The organism is Klebsiella indica, assembly GCF_005860775.1.
Lineage (GTDB): Bacteria > Pseudomonadota > Gammaproteobacteria > Enterobacterales > Enterobacteriaceae > Klebsiella > Klebsiella indica.
On record NZ_VCHQ01000004.1, the window covers coordinates 64,355 to 89,712 of the forward strand.

Below are 25,358 nucleotides of genomic sequence, written 5' to 3' on the forward strand. Positions count from 1 at the left end.
TTCATGTTATGAGTTGCATTCAGCATGGCACAAAATTCTGTTATCTGGCTTTAGGGATTGTTCTTAAAACTGGTTTTCTCCGATTCAATCGCCCTTTTCCCCGCGATACCCCAGTTCGGGCAGCGCGAATAGATGTCAACAAGTTTGTTACATTTTATGTCATTTCCTGCTGATATACTTACCGTTTATGTTTGCACAAGAATAATTCTCAGAATCATTATATTTATACATCCTGACTAATTCGAATTGTATAAAGGCGGCGCGTAAGCGAGCCCCCCGGTGCTTGATTTCCGTAAGTAACTGGAATGAGTGGCAAATCTGCCGGGAGCAGATTTGAACGCCGCTTGCGACGGCCCGTGGGAGGGCCGAGTAATCCGCAGCCAACACACATGCAACTTGAAGTATCACGGGTATCAATCAGCAAACGGAACGCATATATTATGGCAAGAAAACCCGCAGCAAATTCACTCCGTCTTATTAGCGCAGCACTACTCTTCGCCCCATTTTTCAGCCATGCCACGCAATATCCACTCACCGTAACCGACCTTGCCGGCCGCAGTATTACGCTCAGCCATGAGCCGCAGCGTATCATCCTGCAGGATGGCCGCGATATTATGGCGTTGGCCCTGCTTGATCGCGATAACCCCTTCAGACGGCTGGTCGCATGGAATAACCTGGCGAAAAGACAGGATATCAACACCTGGAAAATGCTGAAAACGAAGTGGCCTCAGTCGGTTAAAATTCTCGATATGGGCTTTAGCGATAAGGGGAACGTCGACCTTGAAAGCGTGATCTCCCGTCATCCGGATCTGATGATTGCCCAGCTTCGCGCCAAACCGGCGCTGGAAGAAAGCGGTATTATCAACAAACTCAGCGCGCTGAATATTCCGGTGCTGTTCGTCGATTATGAAATCAATCCCGGCAAAGACACGGCGCCGAGCATTGACCTGTTAGGCCACGTTCTCAATCGCGAAGAAAACGCCAAAGCCTATACCGACTACTATCGTCAGCAACTGGATACCATCCGCCAGAAAACCGCGACGATCACGCCGAAAGCCAACGTCTTTGTCGAGGCGCTGGCGGGCAATAGCGATGCCTGCTGCTTTACCCACGGCCACAGCGGTTGGGGCGCACTGGTAGAAACCGTCGGCGCAAACAATATCGGCTCGCAACTGCTCCCCGGCGCATCAGGTTTTGTCTCCCTGGAAAAGGTGATCAGCATGAAACCTGACGTCTATATCATGACGGGCTCCAAACGCGGTAATAGCCAGGTACTGCCGCTGGGTTATCAGGTCAATGCGCAGGCGGTCAATCGCCAGGCGCAGGTGCTGCTGTCACGTACCGGGGTGAACGACATTCCGGCGGTTAAAGCGCAACGCGCGTACGGCATTTACCACCACTTCTACAACCATCCGTGGAATATCGTCGGCATGGAGTATCTGGCGAAGGATATCTATCCGCAAACCTTCCGCAACCTGAATCCTGACGATACCTGGCGCTACATCGTCCATCATTTCACCACCCTGCCTGACCTGCCGTTCGTTTTTTCCTGGCAACAAGGTGAGTAACGCCCCATGAGTTCAACGACTGAACCCGGTATCGGCGCGCACCGCGTCGATAGCCATGGCGTGATGGCCAACTACCGCAGCATCGTTCGTCGTCGTGTCACGATGATACTGCTGCTGGTGCTGCTGATTGCCGCCTCGCTGCTGCTTGACTTCGTCATGGGGCCGGCGGGCCTGTCGCTGCGTACCCTGTGGCAAACGCTCATTGACCCGGCCAACGCCAGTGCCGGAACCCGGGCTATCGTCTGGGATATCCGCATGCCTTATGCCCTGATGGCGATTGTCGTCGGCCTGGCCCTCGGTCTCGCCGGGGCAGAGATGCAGACCATCCTCAATAACCCGCTGGCAAGCCCGTTCACCCTTGGCGTCTCCTCCGCGGCGGCATTCGGCGCCGCGCTGGCTATCGTGCTGGGGATCGGTATTCCTGGCATTCCGGGACAGTGGTTTATCCCGGCCAACGCCTTTATCTTCGCTCTGCTGGCGGCGCTGCTGCTGGATGGCATTACGCGCTGGACGCAGGTCGCCACGTCCGGAGTGATTCTGTTTGGTATCGCGCTGGTATTCACCTTCAATGCGCTGGTATCCATGCTGCAGTTTGTCGCCAACGAAGACACCCTACAGGGGCTGGTATTCTGGACCATGGGCAGTATTGACCGCGCGTCCTGGCAAAAGGTCGCGATTCTGTTCGCCGTACTGGTTGTGGTGATGCCGTTGTCGTTGCTTAGCGCCTGGAAACTGACCGCGTTGCGCCTCGGTGAAGATCGGGCAATCAGTTTTGGCATTGATGTGCGTCGTTTGCGTCTGACCACGCTGCTGCGCATCAGCATTTTATCGGCTCTTTCGGTCGCGTTTGTTGGGCCAATCGGCTTTATCGGCCTGGTTGCGCCACATATCGCCCGCTTGCTTTTCGGTGAAGATCACCGTTTTTATCTTCCGGCCAGCGCGCTTACCGGCGCGCTGGTGCTATCGCTGGCCTCGGTCGCCGCAAAAAATCTGATCCCCGGCGCGATTATTCCGGTTGGCATCGTGACCTCGCTGGTAGGCGTGCCTTTCTTCCTGAGCATTATCTTACGCCGTCGGGGGCATGTATGAGTGACCATTTATCCGGGCTGTCGCTGACCCATTTCAGCGCGGGTTATCCCAGACGACCGGTGATTCGCGATCTCACGGTACCGCGACTGCCCCGCGGCAAAATCACCGCCCTGCTCGGTCCCAACGGCAGCGGCAAATCCACGCTTATGCGAGCGATGGCCGGACTGGGGCCATCCAGCGGCGAGCTGTTGCTGGATGGCGAAAACCTGCTGGCGTTGCCCTTTGCGCGGCGCGCGGAAAAAGTGGTTTATCTGCCGCAGACGCTGCCCGCTGGCGTGCATCTGCACGTGCTGGAGTCGATAATTGTCGCCCAGCGCGCCGCCGGCGGTATGCACAATCCGGAAAACCAGACGCAAGTCATGTCGCTGCTGCGCCAGTTAGGCATTGCGCATCTGGCGCTAAGCTACCTTGACCAGTTGTCTGGCGGACAGAAGCAGCTCGTCGGTCTGGCGCAATCGCTTATCCGCCAGCCAGCCCTGTTACTGCTGGATGAACCGCTCAGCGCGCTGGATCTGAACTATCAGTTCCACGTAATGGATCGGGTACGCCAGGAGACGCAAACGCGCAATATCATTACTCTGGTGGTGGTTCACGATATTAATATCGCCCTGCGTCATGCGGATCATGTGTTGATGCTGAAAGAGGGGCAATTGCTGGGGGATGGTACGCCAGCCGAGGTGATTACCCCGCAGACCTTAGCCGCGGTTTACGGCGTGCGCGGACGCATCGAACCCTGTTCTCAAGGGGTGATGCACGCCATTATTGATGGTCTGGACACGGCGGGTGTTTAAACCTTACGGTTTTTATGTTTCAGCATGGTATAAGCCGCTCGCATATTCTCCCGGGCAGCGGCGCATTACGCCTTACCCGGCAACAAAACCCGGAACCGCAGTGCACGTTGCTTCAGCAAGCATAGCCAATTCCCGTTTTTTGCCCTGGCTCGCACTTTTCCGCATGTGACATTCCCCTTCCCCTGCCGCTATGTTTTAATAAGCTAAACCGGTTTAATTAAGTTTAGCTTTGGAGAAATACCCGCATGAATGCAAAAGTTTGGGTTCTGGGCGACGCGGTGGTCGACCTGCTGCCGGAAAGTGAAGGCCGCCTGTTGCAATGCCCCGGCGGCGCGCCGGCTAACGTGGCGGTAGGCGTCGCCCGCCTGGGCGGAGACAGCGGTTTTATCGGCCGCGTCGGCGACGATCCGTTCGGTCGCTTTCTGCGTCATACCCTGCAGCAGGAACAGGTCGACGTCAGCCATATGTTGCTTGATAGCCAGCATCGTACCTCTACCGTGGTGGTTGATCTTGACGACCAGGGCGAGCGAACCTTTACCTTTATGGTGCGCCCCAGCGCGGATCTGTTCCTGACAAAGGACGATCTGCCCGAGTTTACCGCCAGTCAGTGGCTGCACGTTTGTTCCATCGCGCTCAGCGCCGAACCCAGCCGCAGCACGACTTTTGCGGCAATGGAAAAGATCAAACTCGCCGGTGGTCGGGTCAGCTTTGACCCCAATATCCGCCCGGACCTTTGGCAGGATCAGGAACAGTTGCACGCCTGCCTCGATCGCGCCCTGCGCCTGGCAAACGTGGTAAAACTCTCCGAAGAGGAGCTGGTATTGATCAGCGGCAGCGATGATCTCAGCCAGGGCATCGCCAGCGTAAGCGAGCGCTATCAGCCTGAATTACTGCTGGTGACTCAGGGAAAGGCGGGCGTACTGGCCGCGTTTCAGCAACAGTTTATCCATTTCAGCGCCAGGCCCGTTGTCAGCGTAGACACCACCGGCGCGGGCGACGCCTTTGTCGCCGGACTGCTTGCCAGCCTTGCCGCCAACGGGATGCCGACGGATATCCACGCCCTGGAGCCCACGCTAACCCTGGCGCAAACCTGCGGCGCACTGGCCACCACGGCCAAAGGCGCGATGACCGCGCTCCCCCGGCAGCGCGATCTTAATCGCCAGTTTTGATCCTTCCGGCCGCCCTGCGCGGCCCACTTTGTTGCCTCCATCACAATTATTAAATCGGTTTAGCAATTTATATTCCCTGATGTTAAAGATCATGTTTAACATAGTGACTAAACCGGTTTAGCAAAAACATAGTCTTTTCATTTTACCTTTGGGATGCAACCAGTATGTACAAAAAAAGCACACTCGCGGTTCTTATCGCTTTGCTAACCGGCGCCGCCTCAGCCCACGCGCAAACGGATCTCAGTAGTATCGAAGCACGTTTGATAGCGCTGGAAAAACGCCTGCAGGATGCTGAAAACAGAGCGCAAACGGCGGAAAATCGCGCCGAGTCGGCGGAGAAAAAAGTCCAGCAGCTCACCACGCAGCAGCAAAAAACGCAGGCGAATACGCAGGAAGTCGCCCAGCGTACCGCCAGACTTGAGAAGAAAGCCGATGAAAAAAGCGGTTTTGAGTTCCACGGTTATGCCCGTTCCGGCGTGCTAATGAATGATTCCGCCGCCAGTACCAAATCCGGCGCGTATATGACGCCAGCAGGGGAAACCGGCGGGGCTATCGGCCGTCTGGGGAACCAGGCTGACACCTATATCGAAATGAACCTTGAACATAAACAGACGCTGGATAACGGGGCGACCACCCGCTTCAAAGTGATGGTCGCCGACGGGCAAACCACCTACAACGACTGGACGGCAAGCACCAGCGATTTGAACGTTCGTCAGGCCTTCGTGGAACTGGGGAACCTGCCCGCCTTCGAAGGGCCGTTCAAAGGTTCAACCCTGTGGGCCGGGAAACGCTTCGACCGCGACAACTTTGATATTCACTGGGTCGATTCCGATGTGGTATTCCTCGCCGGTACCGGCGGCGGTATTTACGACGTGAAGTGGAACGACAGCCTGCGCAGTAACTTCTCTCTGTACGGACGCAACTTCGGCGATATTGATGATTCGAACAATAGCGTACAGAACTACATCCTCAGCATGAACAACTTCATCGGCCCGGTGCAGGTGATGGTGAGCGGGATGCGGGCGAAAGATAATGACGAGCGAAAAGATACCAACGGCAATCTGGTTAAAGGCAACGCGGCAAATACCGGGGTACATACGCTGCTCGGTTTGCACAACGACAGTTTTTACGGTCTGCGTGAAGGGAGCAGCAAAACCGCCCTGCTTTACGGCCACGGGCTGGGCGCAGAAGTGAAAGGCATCGGTTCCGACGGCGCGCTGCGTTCAGGAGCGAACACCTGGCGCTTCGCCAGCTACGGCACCACGCCGCTCAGTGACAACTGGTTTATCGCCCCGGCGGTACTGGCGCAGAGCAGTAAAAACCGCTACGTGGATGGCGACAGCTACCAGTGGGCGACCCTCAACATGCGTCTGATTCAGGAGATCAACCAGAACTTCGCCCTTGCCTGGGAAGGCAGCTATCAGTATATGGATCTTAAACCCGAAGGCTATAACGACCGCCATGCGGTAAACGGTAGCTTCTATAAACTCACCTTCGCGCCCACCTTTAAGGTCGGCAGCATCGGTGATTTCTTCAGCCGCCCGGAGATCCGCCTCTATACCTCATGGATGGACTGGAGCAAAAAACTGGATAACTACGCCAGCGATGACGCCTTCGGCAGCAGCGGTTTTAAATCGGGCGGCGAATGGTCGTTCGGTATGCAAATGGAAACCTGGTTCTGACGGTAAAACCTGCCGACGGAAACAGCCGGGGCGATGACGCGCGTTTCATCGCCCCGGACACAATCACGACTCAGAGATTGCGCCCCGCCACCGCGGGAGCAAAACACACGAATTATTACGCATTCAGAGGGTACTATGGATTTTGAACAAATTTCCCGCTCGCTGCTTCCCCTTCTGGGAGGCAAGGAAAATATCGCCAGCGCCGCGCACTGCGCCACCCGCCTGCGCCTGGTTTTAGTGGATGATGCCCTGGCCGATCAGCAGGCCATCGGTAAAATCGAGGGGGTTAAAGGCTGTTTCCGTAACGCCGGGCAGATGCAGATTATTTTTGGTACCGGAGTGGTAAATAAGGTCTATGCCGCCTTTATTCAGGCGGCGGGGATTGGCGAATCCAGCAAATCAGAAGCCGCCGACATCGCGGCGAAAAAGCTGAATCCATTCCAGCGAATCGCCCGTCTGCTGTCGAATATCTTCGTGCCGATTATCCCGGCAATCGTCGCCTCCGGCCTGCTAATGGGCCTGCTGGGAATGGTCAAAACCTACGGCTGGGTCGACCCGAATAACGCCATCTACATCATGCTGGATATGTGCAGCTCGGCGGCGTTTATTATTCTGCCGATTCTGATTGGCTTTACCGCCGCCCGCGAATTTGGCGGTAACCCCTATCTTGGCGCGACGCTTGGCGGCATTCTGACCCACCCGGCGCTGACTAACGCCTGGGGCGTGGCAGCCGGTTTCCACACCATGAACTTCTTCGGCCTTGAGATTGCCATGATCGGCTATCAGGGCACGGTGTTCCCGGTATTGCTGGCGGTGTGGTTTATGAGCATCGTTGAGAAACAGCTGCGCCGCGTGATTCCCGATGCGCTGGATTTGATCCTGACGCCGTTCCTGACGGTGATCATTTCCGGTTTCATCGCCCTGCTGATTATCGGCCCGGCCGGTCGCGCCCTCGGCGACGGTATCTCGTTTGTCCTTAGCACCCTGATTAGCCATGCGGGCTGGCTGGCCGGCCTGCTGTTTGGCGGTCTTTATTCGATAATCGTGATTACCGGTATTCACCACAGCTTTCACGCCATCGAAGCCGGACTGCTGGGTAACCCATCCATCGGCGTCAACTTCCTGCTGCCAATTTGGGCCATGGCCAACGTCGCCCAGGGCGGGGCCTGTCTGGCGGTGTGGTTTAAAACCAAAGATGCAAAAATCAAAGCGATTACCCTGCCATCCGCATTTTCTGCCATGCTGGGGATCACTGAAGCGGCGATCTTTGGTATCAACTTACGCTTTGTGAAACCATTTATCGCAGCGCTGATCGGCGGCGCGGCGGGCGGCGCGTGGGTGGTATCAGTACACGTCTACATGACCGCGGTTGGCCTGACGGCTATTCCCGGCATGGCTATCGTGCAGGCCAGCTCGCTGCTGAACTATATTATCGGCATGGCCATCGCTTTTGGCGTCGCCTTTGCGGTCTCCCTGGTGCTGAAATACAAAACGGACGCTGAATAATGTCACTTCCATCACGCCTGCCTGCGATTTTGCAGGCCGTTATGCAGGGCCAGCCGCACGCGCTGGCCGACAGCCACTATCCTCGCTGGCACCATGCGCCAGTGACCGGGTTGATGAACGATCCCAACGGTTTTGTTGAATTTGCCGGGCGCTATCACCTGTTCTATCAATGGAACCCGCTTGCCTGCGATCATAAATTTAAGTGCTGGGGACACTGGAGTTCAGCCGATCTGCTGCACTGGCGACACGAACCCATCGCCCTGATGCCCGACGAAGAGTATGACCGCAGCGGCTGCTACTCCGGCAGCGCGGTGGATAACGACGGTACGCTCACCCTGTGCTATACCGGCAACGTAAAATTCGACGACGGCAGCCGAACCGCGTGGCAGTGTCTGGCAACGGAGAATAGCGACGGCACCTTCAACAAACTGGGCCCGGTCTTGCCCCTGCCGGAGGGGTATACCGGTCATGTGCGCGACCCGAAAGTCTGGCGGTATGAAGGTCGCTGGTACATGGTACTGGGGGCGCAGGATCGGCAAAAACGCGGCAAGGTACTGCTGTTTAGCTCCGCCGATCTCCATCAGTGGCGCAATGAAGGCGAAATCGCTGGCTACGGTATCAATGACCTGCACGACGCGGGCTATATGTGGGAGTGTCCGGACCTGTTTCCGCTCAGCAACCAGCATGTTCTCATTTGCTGCCCGCAGGGGATCGCCCATGAGAAAGAGCGCTACCTGAATACCTACCCGGCGGTGTGGATGGCCGGAACTTTCGATTACGCCAGCGCCGCGTTCAGACACGGTGACCGCCACGAGCTGGACGCCGGGTTCGAGTTTTACGCGCCGCAAACCATGCAGGCCAGCGATGGCCGCCGCATTCTGGTCGGCTGGATGGGCGTGCCGGATGGCGAAGAGATGCGCCAGCCGACGCTGGCCAACGGCTGGATCCATCAGATGACCTGTCTGCGCGAACTGGCATTGATCGACGGTAAACTTTATCAGCGACCGCTGCGTGAACTGAGCGCCCTGCGCGGCGACGCCCACGGCTGGCAGGGAGCCGCCCTGCCGCTGGCACCGATGGAAATCGTGCTGGAAACCGCCGCCAATGATACGTTAAACATCGATTTCGGCGGCGCGTTAACCCTGGAGCGCGATACCCGCGGTATCCGCCTGGCGCGGCGTAGCCTGGCCTGCGACGAAACGCACTATCGCTACTGGCGCGGCGAAGTTCGCTCGCTGCGGATTTTCATCGACCAGTCGAGCGTGGAAATTTTCATCAACGAAGGCGAAGGGGTGATGAGCAGCCGCTGTTTCCCGAACTATCCGGCGCAACTGGTTTTCACCGGCACAACGCCAGGCGCATTCTGCTACTGGCCGCTGCGGACATGCATGGTAGAATAAGCGTTTTGATTTCAGGCTCATGGCGTCGTGATGAAAACCAAACGCGTTACCATTAAAGATATCGCCGAACTGGCGGGGGTTTCCAAAGCCACCGCCAGCCTGGTGCTGAACGGACGTGGCAAAGAGCTGCGCGTAGCGCAGGAAACCCGCGAGCGCGTGCAGGCAATTGCCCGCGAGCAGCACTATCAGCCGAGCATCCATGCCCGCTCGCTGCGCGATAACCGCAGTCATACCATCGGGCTGGTGGTGCCGGAGATCACCAACTACGGCTTTGCGGTATTTTCCCATGAGCTTGAGATGCTGTGCCGCGAGGCGGGCGTTCAGCTGCTTATCTCCTGTACCGACGAAAATCCCGCTCAGGAGAGCGTGGTGGTCAGTAATATGATTGCCCGTCAGGTAGACGGGCTGATCGTCGCCTCCTGTATGCATAACGATGCCGATTACCTGAAACTCAGCGAGCAGTTGCCGGTGGTGCTGTTTGACCGCTGCCCCAATGAAAGCGTGCTGCCGCTGGTGATGACCGATTCGGTGGCGCCCACGGCAGAGCTGATTGCCCGCATCGCGCCTCAGCATAGTGACGAATTCTGGTTTTTAGGCGGCCAGCCGCGACTCTCTCCGTCCCGCGATCGTCTGGCGGGATTTACGCAAGGTCTGGCGCAGGCGGGTATTGAACTGCGCCCGGAATGGGTGATCAACGGCAACTACCATCCCAGTTCCGGTTATGAAATGTTTTCCGCGCTCTGCGCCCGTCTTGGTCGGCCGCCGAAGGCGCTGTTTACCGCCGCCTGCGGGTTGCTGGAAGGCGTGCTGCGCTATATGAGTCAGCACCATTTGCTGGATTCGGACATCCATCTGGCAAGCTTCGACGATCACTATCTGTACGATTCGCTGTCGCTGCGTATCGATACCGTCCAGCAGGACAATCGTCAGCTGGCCTGGCACTGCTACGATCTGATAAACCAGCTGATTGATGGCAACACGCCTGAGCCGCTACAGCGCTATCTGCCCGCGACGCTACAGTTTCGACATCGTTGATTCACAAACAGTTTTTAAAATGCCCCACCAGAATGAGATATTGCGCGCAGCTCTGCCGGGTGGCGGCTGATGCCTTACCCGGCCTACAAAACCCATAATATCCCCCAGGCGATGAGTTTTCCGTAAGCCCGCGCAAGCGCAAGCGCCGCCGGGCAATTCCGGAAAAGCGCACTTTGTCAGCCATCTGCGACGACTTTCGTCATGTCATTATCTCTTCTGGCGCGCCTGCAAAAATGAAAAGGATATTTTCCAGGTCATCTGGACCGTTTCGAGATAATGAGTCAACTCAGTCAACCATGTTCCATAAAAGAATAAAAAAGAGCTATTCCCCCCTATTAATAGAACACGGTCACGCATCCAGGCCTGCTATCCGCACCAGATGCACGGTAAGCCACAGTAGCTCGTTACCGCCGAGGGCGATATCGAGCTGGGTTTTAACATAATCGCGGATCCGTTGTGCGCAGCGGTAGGCTTCCGGATACTCCTTGATCACCTGCGCCAGCAGAAAACTGTCCCGCGCGCGATCCAGTTCCCCTTCCTGCAAACGCTGGAGGAAGAACTGCATATGGACCAGAAAACGCGAGTAGTTAATCGATTCGGTGTCTATCTCCTGCTTAAAGTGGTACTGCACGAGATTAAAAATATCCTTCAGCATTTTCACCGACTGCATAGCCTGCGCCACGTCGTCGCCCTCACTCTGGCCGTTCACCAGATGAAAAGCGATATTACCGGCTTCCTCTTCCGGCAGTTCGATGCCGTACTGCTGACGAATAATCGTCACCGCCTCGCTGGCGACGCGGAACTGCTGCGGATAAAAGCGCCTGACTTCCGGCAGCAGACGGTTTTGAATAGCGATGCCTTTGCGACTGCGCTCAATGGCAAACGTCAGATGATCGGCGAGGGTAAAGAAAATCTGCTCGCGCACCTTACTGGCAAGCTGCATATTGGCGCGGGAAATAATCATGGCGGCCATTTCGATAACTTCATCCGGGATGGCGGAGAGCGCATCAAGATAACCGCTGCGTTTACCGAGCGTCCGGGTTACAAACAGCTTCTCTATCTTCTCCGGGGCAATTTGATCCCCCGGCCTGCTATTGAAGCCAATGCCTTTTCCCATGACGATAACATCCCTGTTATCGTCATCCAGTGAGAGCACCAGACTATTATTAAGCACCTTCTGAACAATCATCTCTAAGACTCATCGTGGTTACCGTTCTGCGCGATGACATCCTTATACCACCAGAAGCTACGTTTGCGGATCCTTTGCAGACTCTTGAGATCATCTTCGCCGCGATCGACATAAATAAAACCGTAGCGCTTGGCGTATCCCTGATGCGTGCTGACAACATCAATCGCCGCCCACGGACAGTAGCCCATCAGCTCGACGCCATCGGCAATCGCCAGGCGCATTTGCTCAATATGCGCCTGCAGGAAGGCAATACGGTAATCATCGTTCACCGTACCGTCTTGCTCCAGCTTATCCGGGGCACCCATGCCGTTTTCACTGATCAGAATCGGCAGGCCGTAGCGCTCGCACACTTTACGCAGCGTCAGGCGCAGGCCAACCGGGTCGACCACCCAGCCGTAGGGCGTTTTGCCGACCCACGGATTTTCCGCGGGCCGATACACGCCCTCCTCGCCCAGCATGATTTGCTGGTCGCCCGCACGGGGGGCAACATCCCCGCCATCACCCCGGCTGGCGGCAATAGTCGCGGTCGAGTAGTAGTTGATGGCAATAAAATCCGGTCGTCCCTGCTGCAAAATCAACGCATCCTCTGACTGGACGTCCGGCGCGAGGCCGCGATCCTGCATATAAGCCCATGCCAGGGCGTTGTAGCGGCCATGCACCGCAACATCAAGAAAACTCCAGCAGCGTAGCGTTTCCCAGTTATGCGCGGCGATAGCGTCTTCCGGTTTGCAGCTTTCGGCATACATTGAAGTGGTATTGATCGCCGGGCCGATGCGCAGCCCGGGAAACTCGCGGTGACAGAGCGCAAAAATCCGCGCCTGAGCCAGCATCATATGGTGATTCTGCTGGTACAGCGCCTTCTTATCCGGCAGTTCGCGATCCGCGGGCACGCCAATTGCCCCCGGATGCAGGATCATGGTGTTCTGTTCGTTGATCGTCAGCCATAGCGGGACTTTATCAGCAAACTCGCTGAACAGCAGCCGGGCATAGCGCACGAATGCGTCTCCCGTCTTACGGTTCAGCCAGCCGCCTTTCAGCTCCAGCGCCCAGGGTAAATCAAAGTGATACAGGGTGACAATCGGCGTGATCCGATGGCGAATCAGGGCGTCGATCAGGCGGTGATAAAATGCCAGCCCGCCAGGATTTACCGGACCGTCACCGTCCGGGATCACCCGCGACCAGGCGACCGAGAAGCGATAGGCCTTCAGCCCCATCTGCGCCATCAGGGCGACATCCTCCTCCACGCGATGATAGTGGTCGCTGGCGATACGAAAGTCCGCCGTTCCCGGCGGATGGCTGAGCATATCCACCACCGACGGCCCTTTACCGTCTTCATTCCACGCCCCTTCAACCTGATAGGCCGACGTCGACGCGCCCCACAGAAAATCGTCCGGGAACCGGGCCTGTTGCTGATAGATCATACTTGCGCCTCCTTAACGGATTGCACCATCAGCCGATCGCCGAAATCGACCTGTGCGGCAGCGGTCACACTCAGGGTGTACTGCTCATCGCCGTTCACCACAACCACCGGCGTAATCAGGTCATAACCCGCCTGCTCAATCGCGGCGATATCAAAGCGAATCAGTTCCTGCCCGCTTTCCACCTTATCGCCCACCTTCAGGGATGAACTAAAGTGCTGACCGTTAAGATTAACGGTGTCGATACCAATATGAATCAACAACTCAAGACCGCTTTCGCTTTGCAGGCCAACGGCGTGGCAGGAAGGCAGGAACATCATCACCGTGCCATTAAAGGGGGCGCGCAAGATCCCTTCCTGCGGACGAATCGCCACGCCCTGTCCAAGCAGACCGCCGGAAAAGACGTCGTCATTCACTTCGCTTAGCGCCACAGTCTCGCCGCGCAGCGGGCTCAGTATTTCAGTGTCACCTTCACTTTTTGGCGTAACGGCGGGCTGCGGAATCTCACTCACCTCTGCTTGATCCTCTGGCGTATCTTTAAAGGCAATAAACCAGGTCAGGATAAAAGTCACCACAATGGAAATCGCGCAGGTCACCAGCGCGTGAACAATGTTCATCGGGTTTTCACCGATAAACGCGGGCAGCGCCGCAAGCCCAGGGGAAACAAACGCGTAGCGCACCAGCCCGCTCACGCCGGCATATACCCCGGCGCAGCCGCCGCCGATCATCGCGGCGATCAGCACGCGACGGTACTTGAGCAGTACCCCGTACAGCGCCGGTTCAGTGATCCCCAGCAGCGCGGTAAAGCCTGATGACGAAGCCAACTGGCGCAGGCTGCTATTTTTAGTCTTCAGCGCCACACAAAGCGTCGCGGCGCCCATCGCCACGTTTGACGCCAGCATGCCCGGCCCGTTAATCATTTCGTAGCCGTTTTTACTCAACTGACCGGTCGCGATGGGCGTCATCGCCCAGGCGGTGCCGGTAATAATCAGGAAGGGTTGCAGGGTGCCCATCAGCATCGGGATTAACCAGCTGGCGTGGCGATCAATAGCGCCTGCGCCCGCCGCCACCAGATCGTTCAGCAAAATACCCGCCGGGCCGACAACCACCAGCGCCAACGGCGCGGTGATCAGCAGAATCAACATCGGCTTAACAAAGAACTTGATAATCGACGGCGAGACCTTTTCGGCAAAGCGCTCAATCCACGACATCAGCCATACGGTCAGAATGATCGGCAGCACCGACCCGGCATAATCGGAAAGCAGAACATGAATACCGACGAAATCGACGGCTTTCCCCGCCGCCAGCATCTGGCCAATTCCCGGATGCAGCAGCACGCCGGCCAGGGTCATCGCCAGAATCGGGTTACATTCAAACTTCAGCGATGCGCCATAGGCCAGCAGAACCGGCAGGAAGAAGAAGGCGGCATCGGCAATAATATTCAGCAGTTGATATGTCGAACTGGTCTCGTTGATCAACCCGGTCAGCTTCAGGATCGCCAGCAGCGCCTTAATCATCCCCGCGCCGGTAATCGCCGGGATAACCGGGGTGAAGGTGGTTGAAATAACGCTGATAATGCGCGCGACGATGCCGTTCGGTTTGGCGTTTTTATCCCCTCCGCCCGGACTTTTTTTCTCCGGCAATGCTTTGTTGAGCAGGCGAAAAACCTGCTGCACCTCATTGCCGATCACAATCTGGAACTGGCCACCTTTCTCCACCACGCTGATCACGCCGGGGATAGTGCCAATCTGCGCATCATTGACCTTCGCGCGATCATTAAACTCCATGCGCAACCGGGTCGCGCAATGGGTGAGCATACGGATATTTTCCGCCCCGCCCACCGAGTGAAGGATTTTGTCTGCTGTTTCGTTATAGTTCATAGTGTTCCCTGGTGTTGGAGCAAAAAAAAGACCAAAACAGAGACGCTCCCCTTAACGGGAGAGCATTTCTATTTTGGTCTTGCCTGCTTTCGCAGTAGCACGCCATCATAAAAATGGGTTATTTCGGCGAATTATCTTAGCGGCCTTTGACTATTTCAACGGCAGCCGCATAAAAATGTGAGCCAGGTTAAGTAAATTGTCAACAACTACATCGCTGGAAAGCGTCGCCAATGCATCTGATCTCGACGCGACGTCAATCGCTAAATAGCCCACGGCAATTCAGCCCGCGGGCTATTTCACCTTAATGTTTTTTGCGATTACGCCGCATATCGATGGTCACCGCCGCGACGATAATAATGCCTTTGATAATGTCCTGCACGTAGGCATCAACGCCAACAAAGGTAAAGCCGCTTTTAATCAGGCCGAGGATCATCGCGCCAATTAAGGTTCCGGTAATTCGCCCTACGCCGCCCATCAGACTGCTGCCGCCGATGACCGCCGCGGCGATAGCGTCCAGCTCGTAGGACACGCCCATGTTCGACTGTCCGCTGCTGACGCGCGCCGCCAGTACCACGCCCGCAAGACCGGAAAGCCCTCCGGCGATGGTATAGACGATCACCAGATATTTATTGACGTTGATGCCGGATACTTTTGCCGAAGTCATATTGCCGCCGATGGCGTAAACGTATTTACCATAGCGGGTGTGTTTGAGGGTGATATGGAAAATCGCGGCGACAACGAAGAAAATAATGACCGGCATCGCGCCCTGGCCGATAGCCGTAAAGCTGTCGGATAAAAAGCTGACCGGGTTACCCTGCGTGTAGTACTGCGCCAGGCCGCGCGCGGAAACCATCATCCCCAGCGTGGCGATAAACGGTGGGATACCGGTGCGGGTGACCAGAAAACCGTTGGTTAATCCACACAGCAGACCAACGCCGATCCCGGCGCAAATGGGGATTACCGCGGGTAGATTAACCAACGACGGAAACATCGGCGACAGGCTGTCGGAGGTTTGCGCGAGGCTCGCCGCAACCACCGCGGCCAGGGCAATTACCGAGCCCGATGAGAGGTCAATGCCCGTCGTAATAATGACCTGCGTGACCCCAACGGCGATAATACCGATAATCGCCACTTGCAGAACAATTAATACCAGACGATTGGTGTTTAATAAAAAGGACTGGTCGCGCACGTACCAACCGGCGATTTCAAAAATCAGGGCAATCACCAGCATAACGATAAATATCCCGGTATCTTTCGGCAGCTTGTGGCGTAATTGCGCAACGAAATTGGTTTTTTCATTGACCGGGGTCGCTGTTAATTTCATATTACTCATTCTTTGTGCCTCAGTGGGATGCCAACGACAAAATGGTTTCCTGGTCGGCATCCTCTTTATCAAGAATGCCAGTAATACGCCCTTCATGCATGACCATCACCCGATCGCTCATGCCAAGTATTTCAGGTAATTCAGACGAAACCATAATCACCGCCACGCCGCGGTTCGCCAGTTCGCTGATCAAATGATAAATTTCCGCCTTCGCGCCGACGTCAATACCGCGCGTCGGCTCATCGAGAATTAATATTTTTGGCTGAGCTAAAAGCCAGCGAGCAATAAGCACTTTTTGCTGATTACCGCCGCTGAGGTTATTAATAATCTGATCCATCGTTGGCGTTTTAATATTCAGGCGGCGGATCTGCTCCATGCAATCTTCAGCCATTTTCAGGTGCTGAACAAAACCCGTTTTACCAATATATTCCGGCATTTTAACGATACTCATATTCTCCAGTACCGATAACACCAGGAACAGACCGGATTTTTTACGATCCTCGGTCAACAGCGCCATGCCTTTTTCAATCGCCGTTGAGGGAGAATCAATCGTGACCGGGATACCGTCAATCAGCACCTCGCCGCTGTCGACTTTTTCCATTCCAAACAGGCTTTCCATCACTTCACTGCGCCCGGCTCCCACCAGACCCGCGACGCCAAGAATTTCTCCGCGTCGCACGTTAAAGTTGATATCGTGAAACACCCCCTTACGTGACAAATTACGAACGGTTAACACCTCTTCGCCGATGGTGTTATTAAATTTGGGAAATAGCTGGGTCAGCTCCCGTCCGACCATCTGGGTAATAAGCGACTGACGGGTAAATTCCGCGGTCTGTTTACTGCCGACCCCGGTCCCATCGCGAAATACGCTAATTTCATCGGTAATCGTGAAAATTTCATCCATCTTATGGCTGATATAGATGATGGCTTTTCCCTGCTGGCGTAAGTCACGAATAATTGTAAACAGGTGCGCCACTTCGCTTTCGGTTAAAGCTGAAGTCGGTTCATCCATAATCACAATATCGGCGTTCCACGAAACCGCTTTGGCAATTTCCACCATCTGCTGAGAGGCGATGCTTAAATCCCCCACCAGCCGCTCGGCAGATAAACGGATATTCAGTTTATTCAGCAGTTCCTGAGTCTGGCGGTTAAGCTGACGATGATCGACAAAACCGTATTTCATCGGCTCACGACCCAGCCAGATATTTTCCGCTACCGTCATGTGCGGCACCAGGTTAAGTTCCTGGTGAATCATTGAGATCCCGGCTCGCAATGCATCCATCGTATCCTGAAACTGGACCGGTTCCCCTTTAATACGGATCGCCCCTTTATCGGGGCGATAGATCCCGATAAGGCATTTCATTAACGTCGATTTCCCGGCACCGTTTTCGCCCATCAACGCATGCACCGTCCCTGGGCGCACGCGTAATGAGACGTTATCGAGCGCTTTCACGCCGGGGAAGAATTTGCTGATACCTTCGGCTTCAAGTGCAAAAGCGTTCATGCATCTACCTCCGTACCATTGAACGATTATTTCTGGTTGCGGTTCACAAACTCAGCCATGTTGTCTTTGGTGATCAGCTGGTAAGGAATATCAATGATTTTTTCCACTTTCTCGCCGTTGGCCAGCTTCACGGCGGCCTCCACTGCGCCTTCGCCCTGCCCTTTCGCATCCTGGAAGATGGTGGCGATCATTTTGCCGTTTTTCAGCATTTGCAGCGCATCGGGGGTACCGTCCACCCCGGCGACAAGGATATGATTCGGGTTCCGGCCTAACGCCTGCAGCGCGCCAATCGCCATTTCATCATTGTTGGAGGCGATGGCCTGAATATCTTCGCCGCTGGTCATCCAGTTGCTGACCACGTCAACGGCATCGTTACGAATAAACTTCGCCGTCTGTTTTTGCACAATTTTGATACCAGGGTATTTAGCCACCACCTCTTCAACCCCTTTGGTCCGGTCGCGGGTCGATTCATTCGCCAGATCGCCGAGCAGGATGGCGACGTTGCCTTTGCCGTGCATCGCTTTCGCTAACGCTTCCATCTGTAAGCGTCCCGCCAGTACGGAATTGGAGCCGACATAGGCCATTTTGTCGGTCAGTTGCGCCTGGGGACGACGGTTAACAAAGACCAGCGGAACGCCCGCTTTAGTGGCCTGGTCCATAATCGGTTTCACCGCATCGGTGTCTACCGGGTTGACGATAATGGCATCAACGCCCTGGCCAATAAAATTCTGCACCTGCTGTAACTGCTGTGAGACATCGCCCTTGGCATCTTCCACCTGCGATTTAACCCCCTCTTTCTGCATCTCTTTTTGCATTGCGGTACGCAGAATAGTCAGGAAATTGTCATCGAATACCGCCATAGACACACCGATCGAAATATCTTTCGCCATCACAACCGCTGGCAACATGCAGGCCATTAAAGAGACAACAACCGTTTTCTTGATATTCATAGTTGATCCTTTATTCACAGGTACATCGGTTAGGTAAGGTAAAATGAAAATTTAATTTCATTAATATCGTTTTAAACGCCTGTTTTTTCAGCACCACGAAAAAGTCCCCTCGCGGTACAGCGCTCTGTTTTTGACGGAAATCACAAAATAAAGTTATTTTTGAGTAGTTTTTAAAACATCAGTCCATTTGTTATGGATGAAAAATTTCAGATTATTTATTTCATTAATGTCAAACATGAAACTTTTATAATTAAATAACTGAAATGAAAATTTTAAAACCGCGCATTAACAAAATTTTGACACACATCTAACATTGACGCATAAATGCGCAAAAAATGAGAGGCAGACGACGGTTTGAAGGGAGGAGTGCCATTATCAACAACGGTCTAAAAGGGGGAAATTTGACGAATGCCGATCGGTTAAGCGAGTCATCGGTGTTGTCTTCTGTATCATTTACCTGCGGGGAGCGCTTCTTTCGGGGAAGTCTGGCGATAGCTCTCCAGGCGCTGTCGCCCATAAAACCCGACGATGTTGTCAGGCCTGCAACCACATCAAGCTTTTGCCAAAACCACCGATTAACCGGACCGCTCAACCAGCCACAAAAATGGGTGACGCCGCGTTAACTAAGCCGCATCAGGGAATTTGACGCGACAAATTTCAGGGTATCCGCAACGTGGCCCCGAAACGTTCAGTCCACGTTTTCCGCACTATAAAGGATGAATTCGACCTTTCCGTCATGAAAGAGATGCGGTTGATAACCGGTTTCCAGGTGGCGCAGGGCCAGATCCACAGCCAGTTGAGCATGCTGGCGGGGGTTTTGATCGATCGTTAGCGCCAGCCCGCCACGTGCCAGTTGTTCGCGGGTGGTACCGTATCGTTCATGGGTAATCCAGCAGCACTCGCCGTAGCGTCGGTGGCGAGCCAGCGCCTGCGCCACCTGCGTATTGCCAAGACCGGTATTGTAGATGCCAGCCACATCGCCGCCACGGTTCAGCGCCGCCTCCAGCAAACGCTCAATTTGCTGCCGGTTGTCCTCCCCCGCCAGTACCTCTCCTGGCTGTAAATGAGGAAAACGCTGGCTGATCACCTCACGAAATCCCTGAATTCGCGAACGATGCGCGCTAAAGTCCTGACGTCCTCTGAGCATTATCACTTCTCCGGGTCGATGCGTCATCAGTCCCATCATCATGCCTGCGGTGCGCCCCGCCTGCCGCTGATCGATCCCTACGTGACAGAGTCTCTGCGCGTCAGGAAGGTCTGTCACCAGGGTAATGACCAGCACATTCGCCTCGCGGCAGTGGCACAATGCCTCGTAGACCAGCGGATGTTCATTGCCAAATACCACGATCGCATGGCGCGTTTTACTGCTGCGGATAATGCTTTTCGCCAGCTTTTCTGGCTGCGATTCCGCCACCAGCGTGCGGTACAACGTTAGCCGACGATAACCAAACGTGTCCGCCACCTCGGCGAAATCCTGCGTCAGACGGGAGAAAAAACGCGAGTCGTTACTACTCAGAAAAACTTCAATTTGCCAGGGAAGACGCCGCTCTTCCGGCAAAATTCGCTTCAGCCCCGCCTCACGCGCAGCCTGCAACACCCTGCGCGTGGTTTCCGGCGACACGCCGCCGCGTTCGTTAAGCACCCGATCAACGGTCGCCACGCCGACGCCAATCCGTTTAGCCAACTGTTCCAGCGAAATGCTTTTCATCGTTCCTCTCAGATGATGGAAATCCATCAAAACGCCTGTGTCGGTCAGTGTAGCAAACGGATTACTTTTGCAACGGCAAATCCCTCATTCCGGAGAAGAAAATGCGCTGTATTCGTTTTGCGTTGTTAGGCAGCGGCTTTATCGGCCAGGTTCACGCCGCTAACCTTGCTCACCATGAACAAACCCGTCTTGCTCTGGTCGCGGACATCGATCCCGAGCGAGCGAAAACGCTGGCCTCCCGTTACGGAGCACAAACGGCAACCGTCGCGGAGGCCATCAATTGCGATACCATTGATGCAATACTGATCGCCAGCTCAACACCTTCACATGCAGAGCTGCTGGAGGCCGCCGCCCGCGCCGGGAAAGCCGTCTACTGCGAGAAGCCGATCGATCTTTCCCTGGCCCGCGCACGCGATGTCGTCAGCAAAGTGCTGCCGCTTAACGTGCCGGTTACCGTTGGTTTTAACCGCCGCTTTGACGCCAGCCACCAGCAGCTACGCCGCCAGCTTGAGGCGGGCATTATCGGTAAAATCGAGCTGGTACAGATGGTGTGCCGGGCATCGGTGATGCCGCCGCTTGAGTATCTGCGAAGCTGTGGCGGACAGATGCGTGACCAGGCGATTCACTTTTTTGATCTGCTGCGTTTTCTTACCGGCGATGAAGTGACAACCGTCGCCGCCATGGGCGACGCGCTGGCGCAGCCGGAGATCGCTGAGTCTGGCGATGTCGACACCTCAATTTTACTGCTACGGATGCGCGGCGGCACGCTGGCGCAACTGGACAATACCCGGCGCACCGGCCACGGCTATGATGAGCGCATAAGCCTGCTTGGCCCGGATGGCGTGATAGAGTCCGGGAGTCAGACATCCCGCAGCGTGACGCTATGGCAAGGAGAGCGCTGCATTCAGCCCGGCCTGTATCCCGACTGGTTCAGCCGCGTCAAAGATTCGTACTATCGGCACCTGGATGCCTTTGTCCGGTCATTACACGGGGAAGCGGTACCCGATCTGCCGGGATTGCTCGACGGTTTGCAGGCGCAGGCTATCGCCGAAGCCGCCGTCATCTCATTGCAAAAGGGGCAATTTGTTAACGTTGAACAACTGGCGTAAAAAATCCCCGTATGCAGTCAGGCATACGGGGATTGCTCTGCGCTGTCAGCGCTCCTCGTTAAATACAACGCCAACCTGCCGTCGCACTTCGTCCATCACGTTAAGATTTTCCAGCACCCTGGATAACGGGCGAATCGGCGAATCCGTCACACCCCTGCCGACGCACCAGGCAAAATGTTCTGCCTGATAAAATAGCTGATCGTAACGGTTCCGCGGCTCCTCCCAACGCAGAACCTGTCCGCCCTGGCTGGCGGCGAGGGTAAAATTCCCCGGCGCATAAAATTGCCCGTCGATGATCAGCGTCGCATCGCGCCCGGCCACCACCGCGCCGCCAGGCGTATTACTGAACAACGTGGTGTTCAGTAAGGCCTGTAAGCCGTTTTCCCAGTTAAATATCATCGAAATCTGTCCGTTAATGCCTCTCTGAGCGGGGCGGCCACGGGCGATAATATCCTGCGGCGTACCACCGACCATCACGCTGAAAGAGGTCAGATAGCTGCCGAGATCCATCATTGGCCCCCCCGCAAGATCGGCATTAAAAATGCGATGATCCGGAGTAAAAAACTCGCCGTGATCGGCGAGCAGCGTATGCAAATCGCCTAACACACCGTCATCCAGCAACTGGCGAATCACGTCATATTTTGGCGCATAATCGCACCACATCGCCTCCATCGCCAGCTTCCTCTGCTTCGCCGCTTCCGCCTTCAGCGCCATCCCTTCCCGCCTGTTCAGCGCGAAAGGTTTTTCAATCAACACATGTTTTCCCGCCTGTAATACCCGCAGCCCATCGGGGAAGTGATGGTTATGCGGCGTGGCAATATAAACCGCATCTATATCCGGGCGCGCCAGCATTTCATCCACCTGAGAATAAGCCTGGGCAATGCCCCACCGTGCGGCAAAACTGTCGGCCTTTTGTTGCGTCCGCGAAGTCACGGCGACGACACGCTGACGACTGTACTCTTTTAGCGACTTCACAAAACGTTCGGCAATCCATCCGGGGCCAATAATCCCCCAACGCAGCGAGGGGATCGCCTGCGCGGAATGATGGCGCGGTTTCGGTAACTGTGACGGGAACATAGCGGATCCTTTTTATTTATCTTTACGCAGATACTATAAGCAGGCGCTAAAGAGGAGGAGTAACGAATTTATGATGGAATTCCATCATTGACTTATTGTTTGTCAAAATATGCATCGTTCGGTCGCGAATAGTTCTGATAGCTTGTATTAGCTCAGATCTGATCTGGCACTCTTCCGGCACAGAGCCGGACCCAACCTGACAGTCCGCTCTGTGCCCAAGTTGTGTAAAAACTCGATTCTTGCCATATCTGAGTACTACTTAGTACCAAAAAGTGATCAGCAGTTTTCACACAGCCTGTGCCAGAAGCCGACCTTGTATTAGTGGAGAAGAGACCTGCTCCCTACTCTTTATTTACGATGCCACACATACCAACGTTTTAATTTTTTCTGTGCCCCCTGCTAAACCAGAGCAAAACACCAACACCTCCCAGACTGAACAGAGAAATGCTGTAAAGAGCAGTAAAAGCACCGAAGTTCTGCGCTATCACGCTGGTTATCCCGGTAGAAATAGCAGCGGTCAGAACCTGTCCACGCCATGTAATTGCACTGGCTTTGGCAACCTGAGTTTCTGCAAAGTTTTTAAGCACCCCGAAAGTACCTATAGCAAACACAATATTCGAAGCCATGTGTGCACTGAAAATCATAATAAGCGCGGCGTATGGAAATGCGGCAGAAAGAGGTAATAAAAAATAACCTCCAATGTATCCGCTAAGGCATACCAGCAACATCCAGTTATTAGCGGAATAGCGCTGCAATTTACTAGCATCAAGCATTAGCGGGCCACAGAGTTGTCCGAGGCTACGCGCAAAAAGGAGTGGAAGTGCCAGCCCTGCTGAATCTTCAGCCCTGATTTCCTGCGCAAGAGCAGGTAAAAGCGCCATTGCGGGTGAGCCCACAGCTGCAAGAGCAGGTAAAAGCACCACGCTTCTTTTTTGCAATGGAGATAAACACCGCCAAAATAACTTCTGTGCGACAGCCACTGTTTTTTCAGGTTGCAGTTCTATCACCTGAAAAACAGAGGCTGATGTCAGAAGTAAAACAGTGGAAGCGGCAAAGCTCAGGGCATCAATGGCGAGGAGATTTAAAGGGGAGATCAGGTCGAACAATAAAACGCCCAATCCGGTACCGAGTAAAACCTGTGAGGCAAAAATTATCGTTTCCATGGCGGTTGCTGCAGGTAGTTCGTCATGCCGTAATCCGCGTTTAAACAACAGAGTCAAAGCCGGATAACTCATTCCGCTGAATAGCGCTTCCGAGCATTGCACCGCAAGCAAAGCCGGAACGTTATGATGCAACAAACCATATAACGGAAAAACAAGTGCAAGCAGGCCGAGTAGCTCTGTAAAAATCAGGATTCGGAGTGGTGAAACTTTATTACACAGAGCTTCGCCGCAGATGCTCCCTATAAAACTGGGCAGCATTGACAGCATATAAATTATGGTCAGAGTCGCGGGAGAAGCCTGCCAGTGTAGAAGTTGTCCAAAAACAATCACCTGAGTAAGTCCATTACCCAATGATGACAGGACATAGGCAAAACCAAGGAAGCGCAGCCAATCGTGGCTGCGTAGTGCGCAAATCAGCGCAAACAGTAAAGTATTCATGCAGAAAGATTCTCATCTTAAATAACAGAGGCCCACACAGCCGACAGGCAATGTGGAAAGTAAAAACTGTTAGAAGACAGAATCGCTACATCGGAAAACTTACTCTCACGGAAACGGATACAACACTGTACCACAAAAAGTAGGCAGTATTATCGAAGCCTTAACGTCTGTTTTTCGCTCGAAGCAAATTGTCAGATTTAATTGTGTGCTACAAGTGAAAATGTCAGGTCAAGTTTGAGCTAATACATTTTTGATGTATACAATTTAAAATTGTCTCTTAGACTTAAGCCCCAAAGTTCTTGCAAACAAAGGGGCCAGATTTTCACCGGGACTTACTTCTGCGGACGCATCGCCGGGAACAGGATCACGTCGCGGATAGTGTGACTGTTGGTGAACAGCATCACCATACGGTCGATGCCAATGCCCAGCCCCGCCGTTGGCGGCAGACCGTGCTCCAGCGCGGTAACATAGTCTTCGTCGTAGAACATCGCTTCGTCGTCTCCGGCGGCTTTCGCCTTCACCTGCTCCTGGAAGCGCTGCGCCTGGTCTTCCGCATCGTTCAGCTCGCTAAAGCCGTTACCGATTTCGCGGCCGCCAATGAAGAATTCAAAGCGGTCGGTAATTTCCGGATTCACGTCATTACGGCGCGCCAGCGGCGACACTTCTGCCGGATATTCGGTGATGAAGGTCGGCTGAATCAGGTGCGCTTCCGCCACTTCTTCAAAAATCTCAGTCACGATACGGCCCAGACCCCAGCTCTTCTCAACGTGAATGCCAATACTTTCCGCAAGCGCTTTTGCGGAATCGAAGTTATCCAGATCGGCCATATCCGTTTCAGGACGGTACTTCTTGATCGCTTCGCGCATGGTCAGTTTTTCAAACGACTTGCCGAAGTCGAAAACGTCATCGCCGTAAGGCACTTCGGTATGGCCGAGAACATCATGCGCCAGGGTGCGGAACAGGGATTCGGTCAGCTCGATCAGGTCTTTATAGTCCGCATAGGCCATATAGAGTTCCATCATGGTGAACTCTGGGTTATGGCGCACGGAGATACCTTCGTTACGGAAGTTACGGTTGATTTCAAACACGCGCTCGAAGCCGCCAACTACCAGACGCTTCAGGTACAGTTCCGGCGCGATGCGCAGGTACATGTCCAGATCCAGCGCGTTGTGATGGGTGATGAACGGACGGGCGGAAGCGCCACCGGGGATCACCTGCATCATCGGAGTTTCCACTTCCATAAAGCCGCGGCCGACCATGAACTGACGAATGCCCGCCAGGATCTGCGAACGCACTTTAAAGGTATGGCGGGATCCATCGTTAGCGATCAGGTCCAGGTAGCGCTGACGATAGCGCGC

Annotated in this window: 19 protein-coding genes; 9 read left to right on the plus strand and 10 right to left on the minus strand. The window is 54.7% G+C overall.

All coding sequences use genetic code 11. The features are described 5' to 3' along the window. Positions 1 to 440: 440 nt before the first annotated feature. The 8 genes from FE839_RS03350 (at position 441) to FE839_RS03385 (ending at position 10,240) form a co-directional block, all read left to right on the plus strand. A complete protein-coding gene (locus FE839_RS03350; RefSeq protein WP_138359136.1) occupies positions 441 to 1,568 on the plus strand; it encodes an ABC transporter substrate-binding protein in 1,128 nt (375 codons plus the stop codon). Positions 1,569 to 1,628: 60 nt separating this feature from the next. After that, a complete protein-coding gene (locus FE839_RS03355) occupies positions 1,629 to 2,657 on the plus strand; it encodes a FecCD family ABC transporter permease (protein WP_171034811.1) in 1,029 nt (342 codons plus the stop codon). Next, a complete protein-coding gene (locus FE839_RS03360) occupies positions 2,654 to 3,448 on the plus strand; it encodes an ABC transporter ATP-binding protein (protein WP_138359140.1) in 795 nt (264 codons plus the stop codon). The genes FE839_RS03355 and FE839_RS03360 overlap by 4 nt, the downstream gene beginning before the upstream one ends. A gap of 245 nt (positions 3,449 to 3,693) precedes the next feature. Continuing rightward, entirely contained in the window at positions 3,694 to 4,617 is a 924-nt protein-coding gene (locus tag FE839_RS03365; protein WP_138359142.1) for an aminoimidazole riboside kinase, read from the plus strand. Positions 4,618 to 4,781: 164 nt separating this feature from the next. Then, complete coding sequence (locus FE839_RS03370; protein ID WP_138359144.1) at positions 4,782 to 6,299, plus strand: carbohydrate porin; 1,518 nt, start codon at positions 4,782 to 4,784, stop codon at positions 6,297 to 6,299. Positions 6,300 to 6,434: 135 nt separating this feature from the next. Next, entirely contained in the window at positions 6,435 to 7,805 is a 1,371-nt protein-coding gene (locus FE839_RS03375; RefSeq protein WP_138359146.1) for a sucrose-specific PTS transporter subunit IIBC, read from the plus strand. Continuing rightward, complete coding sequence (locus FE839_RS03380; RefSeq protein WP_138359148.1) at positions 7,805 to 9,205, plus strand: sucrose-6-phosphate hydrolase; 1,401 nt, start codon at positions 7,805 to 7,807, stop codon at positions 9,203 to 9,205. The genes FE839_RS03375 and FE839_RS03380 overlap by 1 nt, the downstream gene beginning before the upstream one ends. Positions 9,206 to 9,235: 30 nt before the next feature. Further along, complete coding sequence (locus FE839_RS03385) at positions 9,236 to 10,240, plus strand: LacI family DNA-binding transcriptional regulator (protein ID WP_138359150.1); 1,005 nt, start codon at positions 9,236 to 9,238, stop codon at positions 10,238 to 10,240. Between the two features lie 349 nt (positions 10,241 to 10,589). Here the strand turns inward: FE839_RS03385 and licT are convergent, their stop codons facing one another. The 7 genes from licT to FE839_RS03420 form a co-directional block, all read right to left on the minus strand. Beyond that, complete coding sequence (licT, locus tag FE839_RS03390) at positions 10,590 to 11,429, minus strand: BglG family transcription antiterminator LicT (protein ID WP_138359152.1); 840 nt, start codon at positions 11,427 to 11,429, stop codon at positions 10,590 to 10,592. A 2-nt stretch (positions 11,430 to 11,431) separates the two neighbouring features. Further along, complete coding sequence (locus FE839_RS03395) at positions 11,432 to 12,850, minus strand: glycoside hydrolase family 1 protein (RefSeq protein WP_138359154.1); 1,419 nt, start codon at positions 12,848 to 12,850, stop codon at positions 11,432 to 11,434. Further along, positions 12,847 to 14,727, minus strand: coding sequence for a beta-glucoside-specific PTS transporter subunit IIABC (locus FE839_RS03400; RefSeq protein WP_138359156.1), 1,881 nt, complete (start codon positions 14,725 to 14,727; stop codon positions 12,847 to 12,849). Before FE839_RS03400 ends, FE839_RS03395 begins: the two co-directional genes overlap by 4 nt. Before the next feature lie 301 nt (positions 14,728 to 15,028). Further along, the gene (locus tag FE839_RS03405) at positions 15,029 to 16,051 is read right to left on the minus strand and encodes an ABC transporter permease (protein WP_171034812.1); all 1,023 of its coding nucleotides are present in this window, start codon (positions 16,049 to 16,051) and stop codon (positions 15,029 to 15,031) included. Between the two features lie 19 nt (positions 16,052 to 16,070). After that, positions 16,071 to 17,555 (minus strand): sugar ABC transporter ATP-binding protein, encoded by a 1,485-nt coding sequence (locus FE839_RS03410; RefSeq protein ID WP_138359160.1) that lies wholly within the window; start codon positions 17,553 to 17,555, stop codon positions 16,071 to 16,073. A 26-nt stretch (positions 17,556 to 17,581) separates the two neighbouring features. After that, positions 17,582 to 18,505, minus strand: a complete 924-nt coding sequence (locus FE839_RS03415; RefSeq protein ID WP_138359162.1) for a sugar ABC transporter substrate-binding protein — start codon at positions 18,503 to 18,505, stop codon at positions 17,582 to 17,584. A 688-nt stretch (positions 18,506 to 19,193) separates the two neighbouring features. Continuing rightward, on the minus strand, positions 19,194 to 20,213 hold the full coding sequence (locus FE839_RS03420) for a LacI family DNA-binding transcriptional regulator (protein ID WP_138359164.1): 1,020 nt from the start codon (positions 20,211 to 20,213) through the stop codon (positions 19,194 to 19,196). A gap of 101 nt (positions 20,214 to 20,314) precedes the next feature. Here FE839_RS03420 and FE839_RS03425 point away from each other — a divergent pair, with 101 nt between their 5' ends. Beyond that, entirely contained in the window at positions 20,315 to 21,322 is a 1,008-nt protein-coding gene (locus FE839_RS03425) for a Gfo/Idh/MocA family oxidoreductase (RefSeq protein WP_138359166.1), read from the plus strand. A 45-nt stretch (positions 21,323 to 21,367) separates the two neighbouring features. Here the strand turns inward: FE839_RS03425 and FE839_RS03430 are convergent, their stop codons facing one another. The 3 genes from FE839_RS03430 to lysS all read right to left on the minus strand — a co-directional run. Continuing rightward, complete coding sequence (locus FE839_RS03430; protein ID WP_138359168.1) at positions 21,368 to 22,399, minus strand: Gfo/Idh/MocA family protein; 1,032 nt, start codon at positions 22,397 to 22,399, stop codon at positions 21,368 to 21,370. 377 nt (positions 22,400 to 22,776) lie between these two features. Further along, entirely contained in the window at positions 22,777 to 24,000 is a 1,224-nt protein-coding gene (locus FE839_RS03435) for an MFS transporter (RefSeq protein WP_138359170.1), read from the minus strand. Positions 24,001 to 24,332: 332 nt separating this feature from the next. Then, positions 24,333 to 25,358: lysine--tRNA ligase (lysS, locus tag FE839_RS03440; protein WP_138359172.1), on the minus strand; the 1,026-nt coding region annotated here is incomplete at its 5' end.

Bases quoted from the DNA above. Each gene is read 5' to 3' on its own strand.
- FE839_RS03380 (WP_138359148.1), top strand. From the start codon at position 7,805: ATGTCACTTCCATCACGCCTGCCTGCGATTTTGCAGGCCGTTATGCAG.
- FE839_RS03425 (WP_138359166.1), top strand. From the start codon at position 20,315: ATGCGCTGTATTCGTTTTGCGTTGTTAGGCAGCGGCTTTATCGGCCAG.
- licT (WP_138359152.1), bottom strand. From the start codon at position 11,429: ATGATTGTTCAGAAGGTGCTTAATAATAGTCTGGTGCTCTCACTGGAT.
- FE839_RS03405 (WP_171034812.1), bottom strand. From the start codon at position 16,051: ATGAAATTAACAGCGACCCCGGTCAATGAAAAAACCAATTTCGTTGCG.
- FE839_RS03435 (WP_138359170.1), bottom strand. From the start codon at position 24,000: ATGAATACTTTACTGTTTGCGCTGATTTGCGCACTACGCAGCCACGAT.
- FE839_RS03350 (WP_138359136.1), top strand. From the start codon at position 441: ATGGCAAGAAAACCCGCAGCAAATTCACTCCGTCTTATTAGCGCAGCA.
- FE839_RS03365 (WP_138359142.1), top strand. From the start codon at position 3,694: ATGAATGCAAAAGTTTGGGTTCTGGGCGACGCGGTGGTCGACCTGCTG.
- FE839_RS03415 (WP_138359162.1), bottom strand. From the start codon at position 18,505: ATGAATATCAAGAAAACGGTTGTTGTCTCTTTAATGGCCTGCATGTTG.
- FE839_RS03360 (WP_138359140.1), top strand. From the start codon at position 2,654: ATGAGTGACCATTTATCCGGGCTGTCGCTGACCCATTTCAGCGCGGGT.
- FE839_RS03430 (WP_138359168.1), bottom strand. From the start codon at position 22,399: ATGTTCCCGTCACAGTTACCGAAACCGCGCCATCATTCCGCGCAGGCG.
- FE839_RS03375 (WP_138359146.1), top strand. From the start codon at position 6,435: ATGGATTTTGAACAAATTTCCCGCTCGCTGCTTCCCCTTCTGGGAGGC.
- FE839_RS03400 (WP_138359156.1), bottom strand. From the start codon at position 14,727: ATGAACTATAACGAAACAGCAGACAAAATCCTTCACTCGGTGGGCGGG.
- FE839_RS03410 (WP_138359160.1), bottom strand. From the start codon at position 17,555: ATGAACGCTTTTGCACTTGAAGCCGAAGGTATCAGCAAATTCTTCCCC.
- FE839_RS03370 (WP_138359144.1), top strand. From the start codon at position 4,782: ATGTACAAAAAAAGCACACTCGCGGTTCTTATCGCTTTGCTAACCGGC.
- FE839_RS03395 (WP_138359154.1), bottom strand. From the start codon at position 12,850: ATGATCTATCAGCAACAGGCCCGGTTCCCGGACGATTTTCTGTGGGGC.
- FE839_RS03385 (WP_138359150.1), top strand. From the start codon at position 9,236: ATGAAAACCAAACGCGTTACCATTAAAGATATCGCCGAACTGGCGGGG.
- FE839_RS03420 (WP_138359164.1), bottom strand. From the start codon at position 20,213: ATGAAAAGCATTTCGCTGGAACAGTTGGCTAAACGGATTGGCGTCGGC.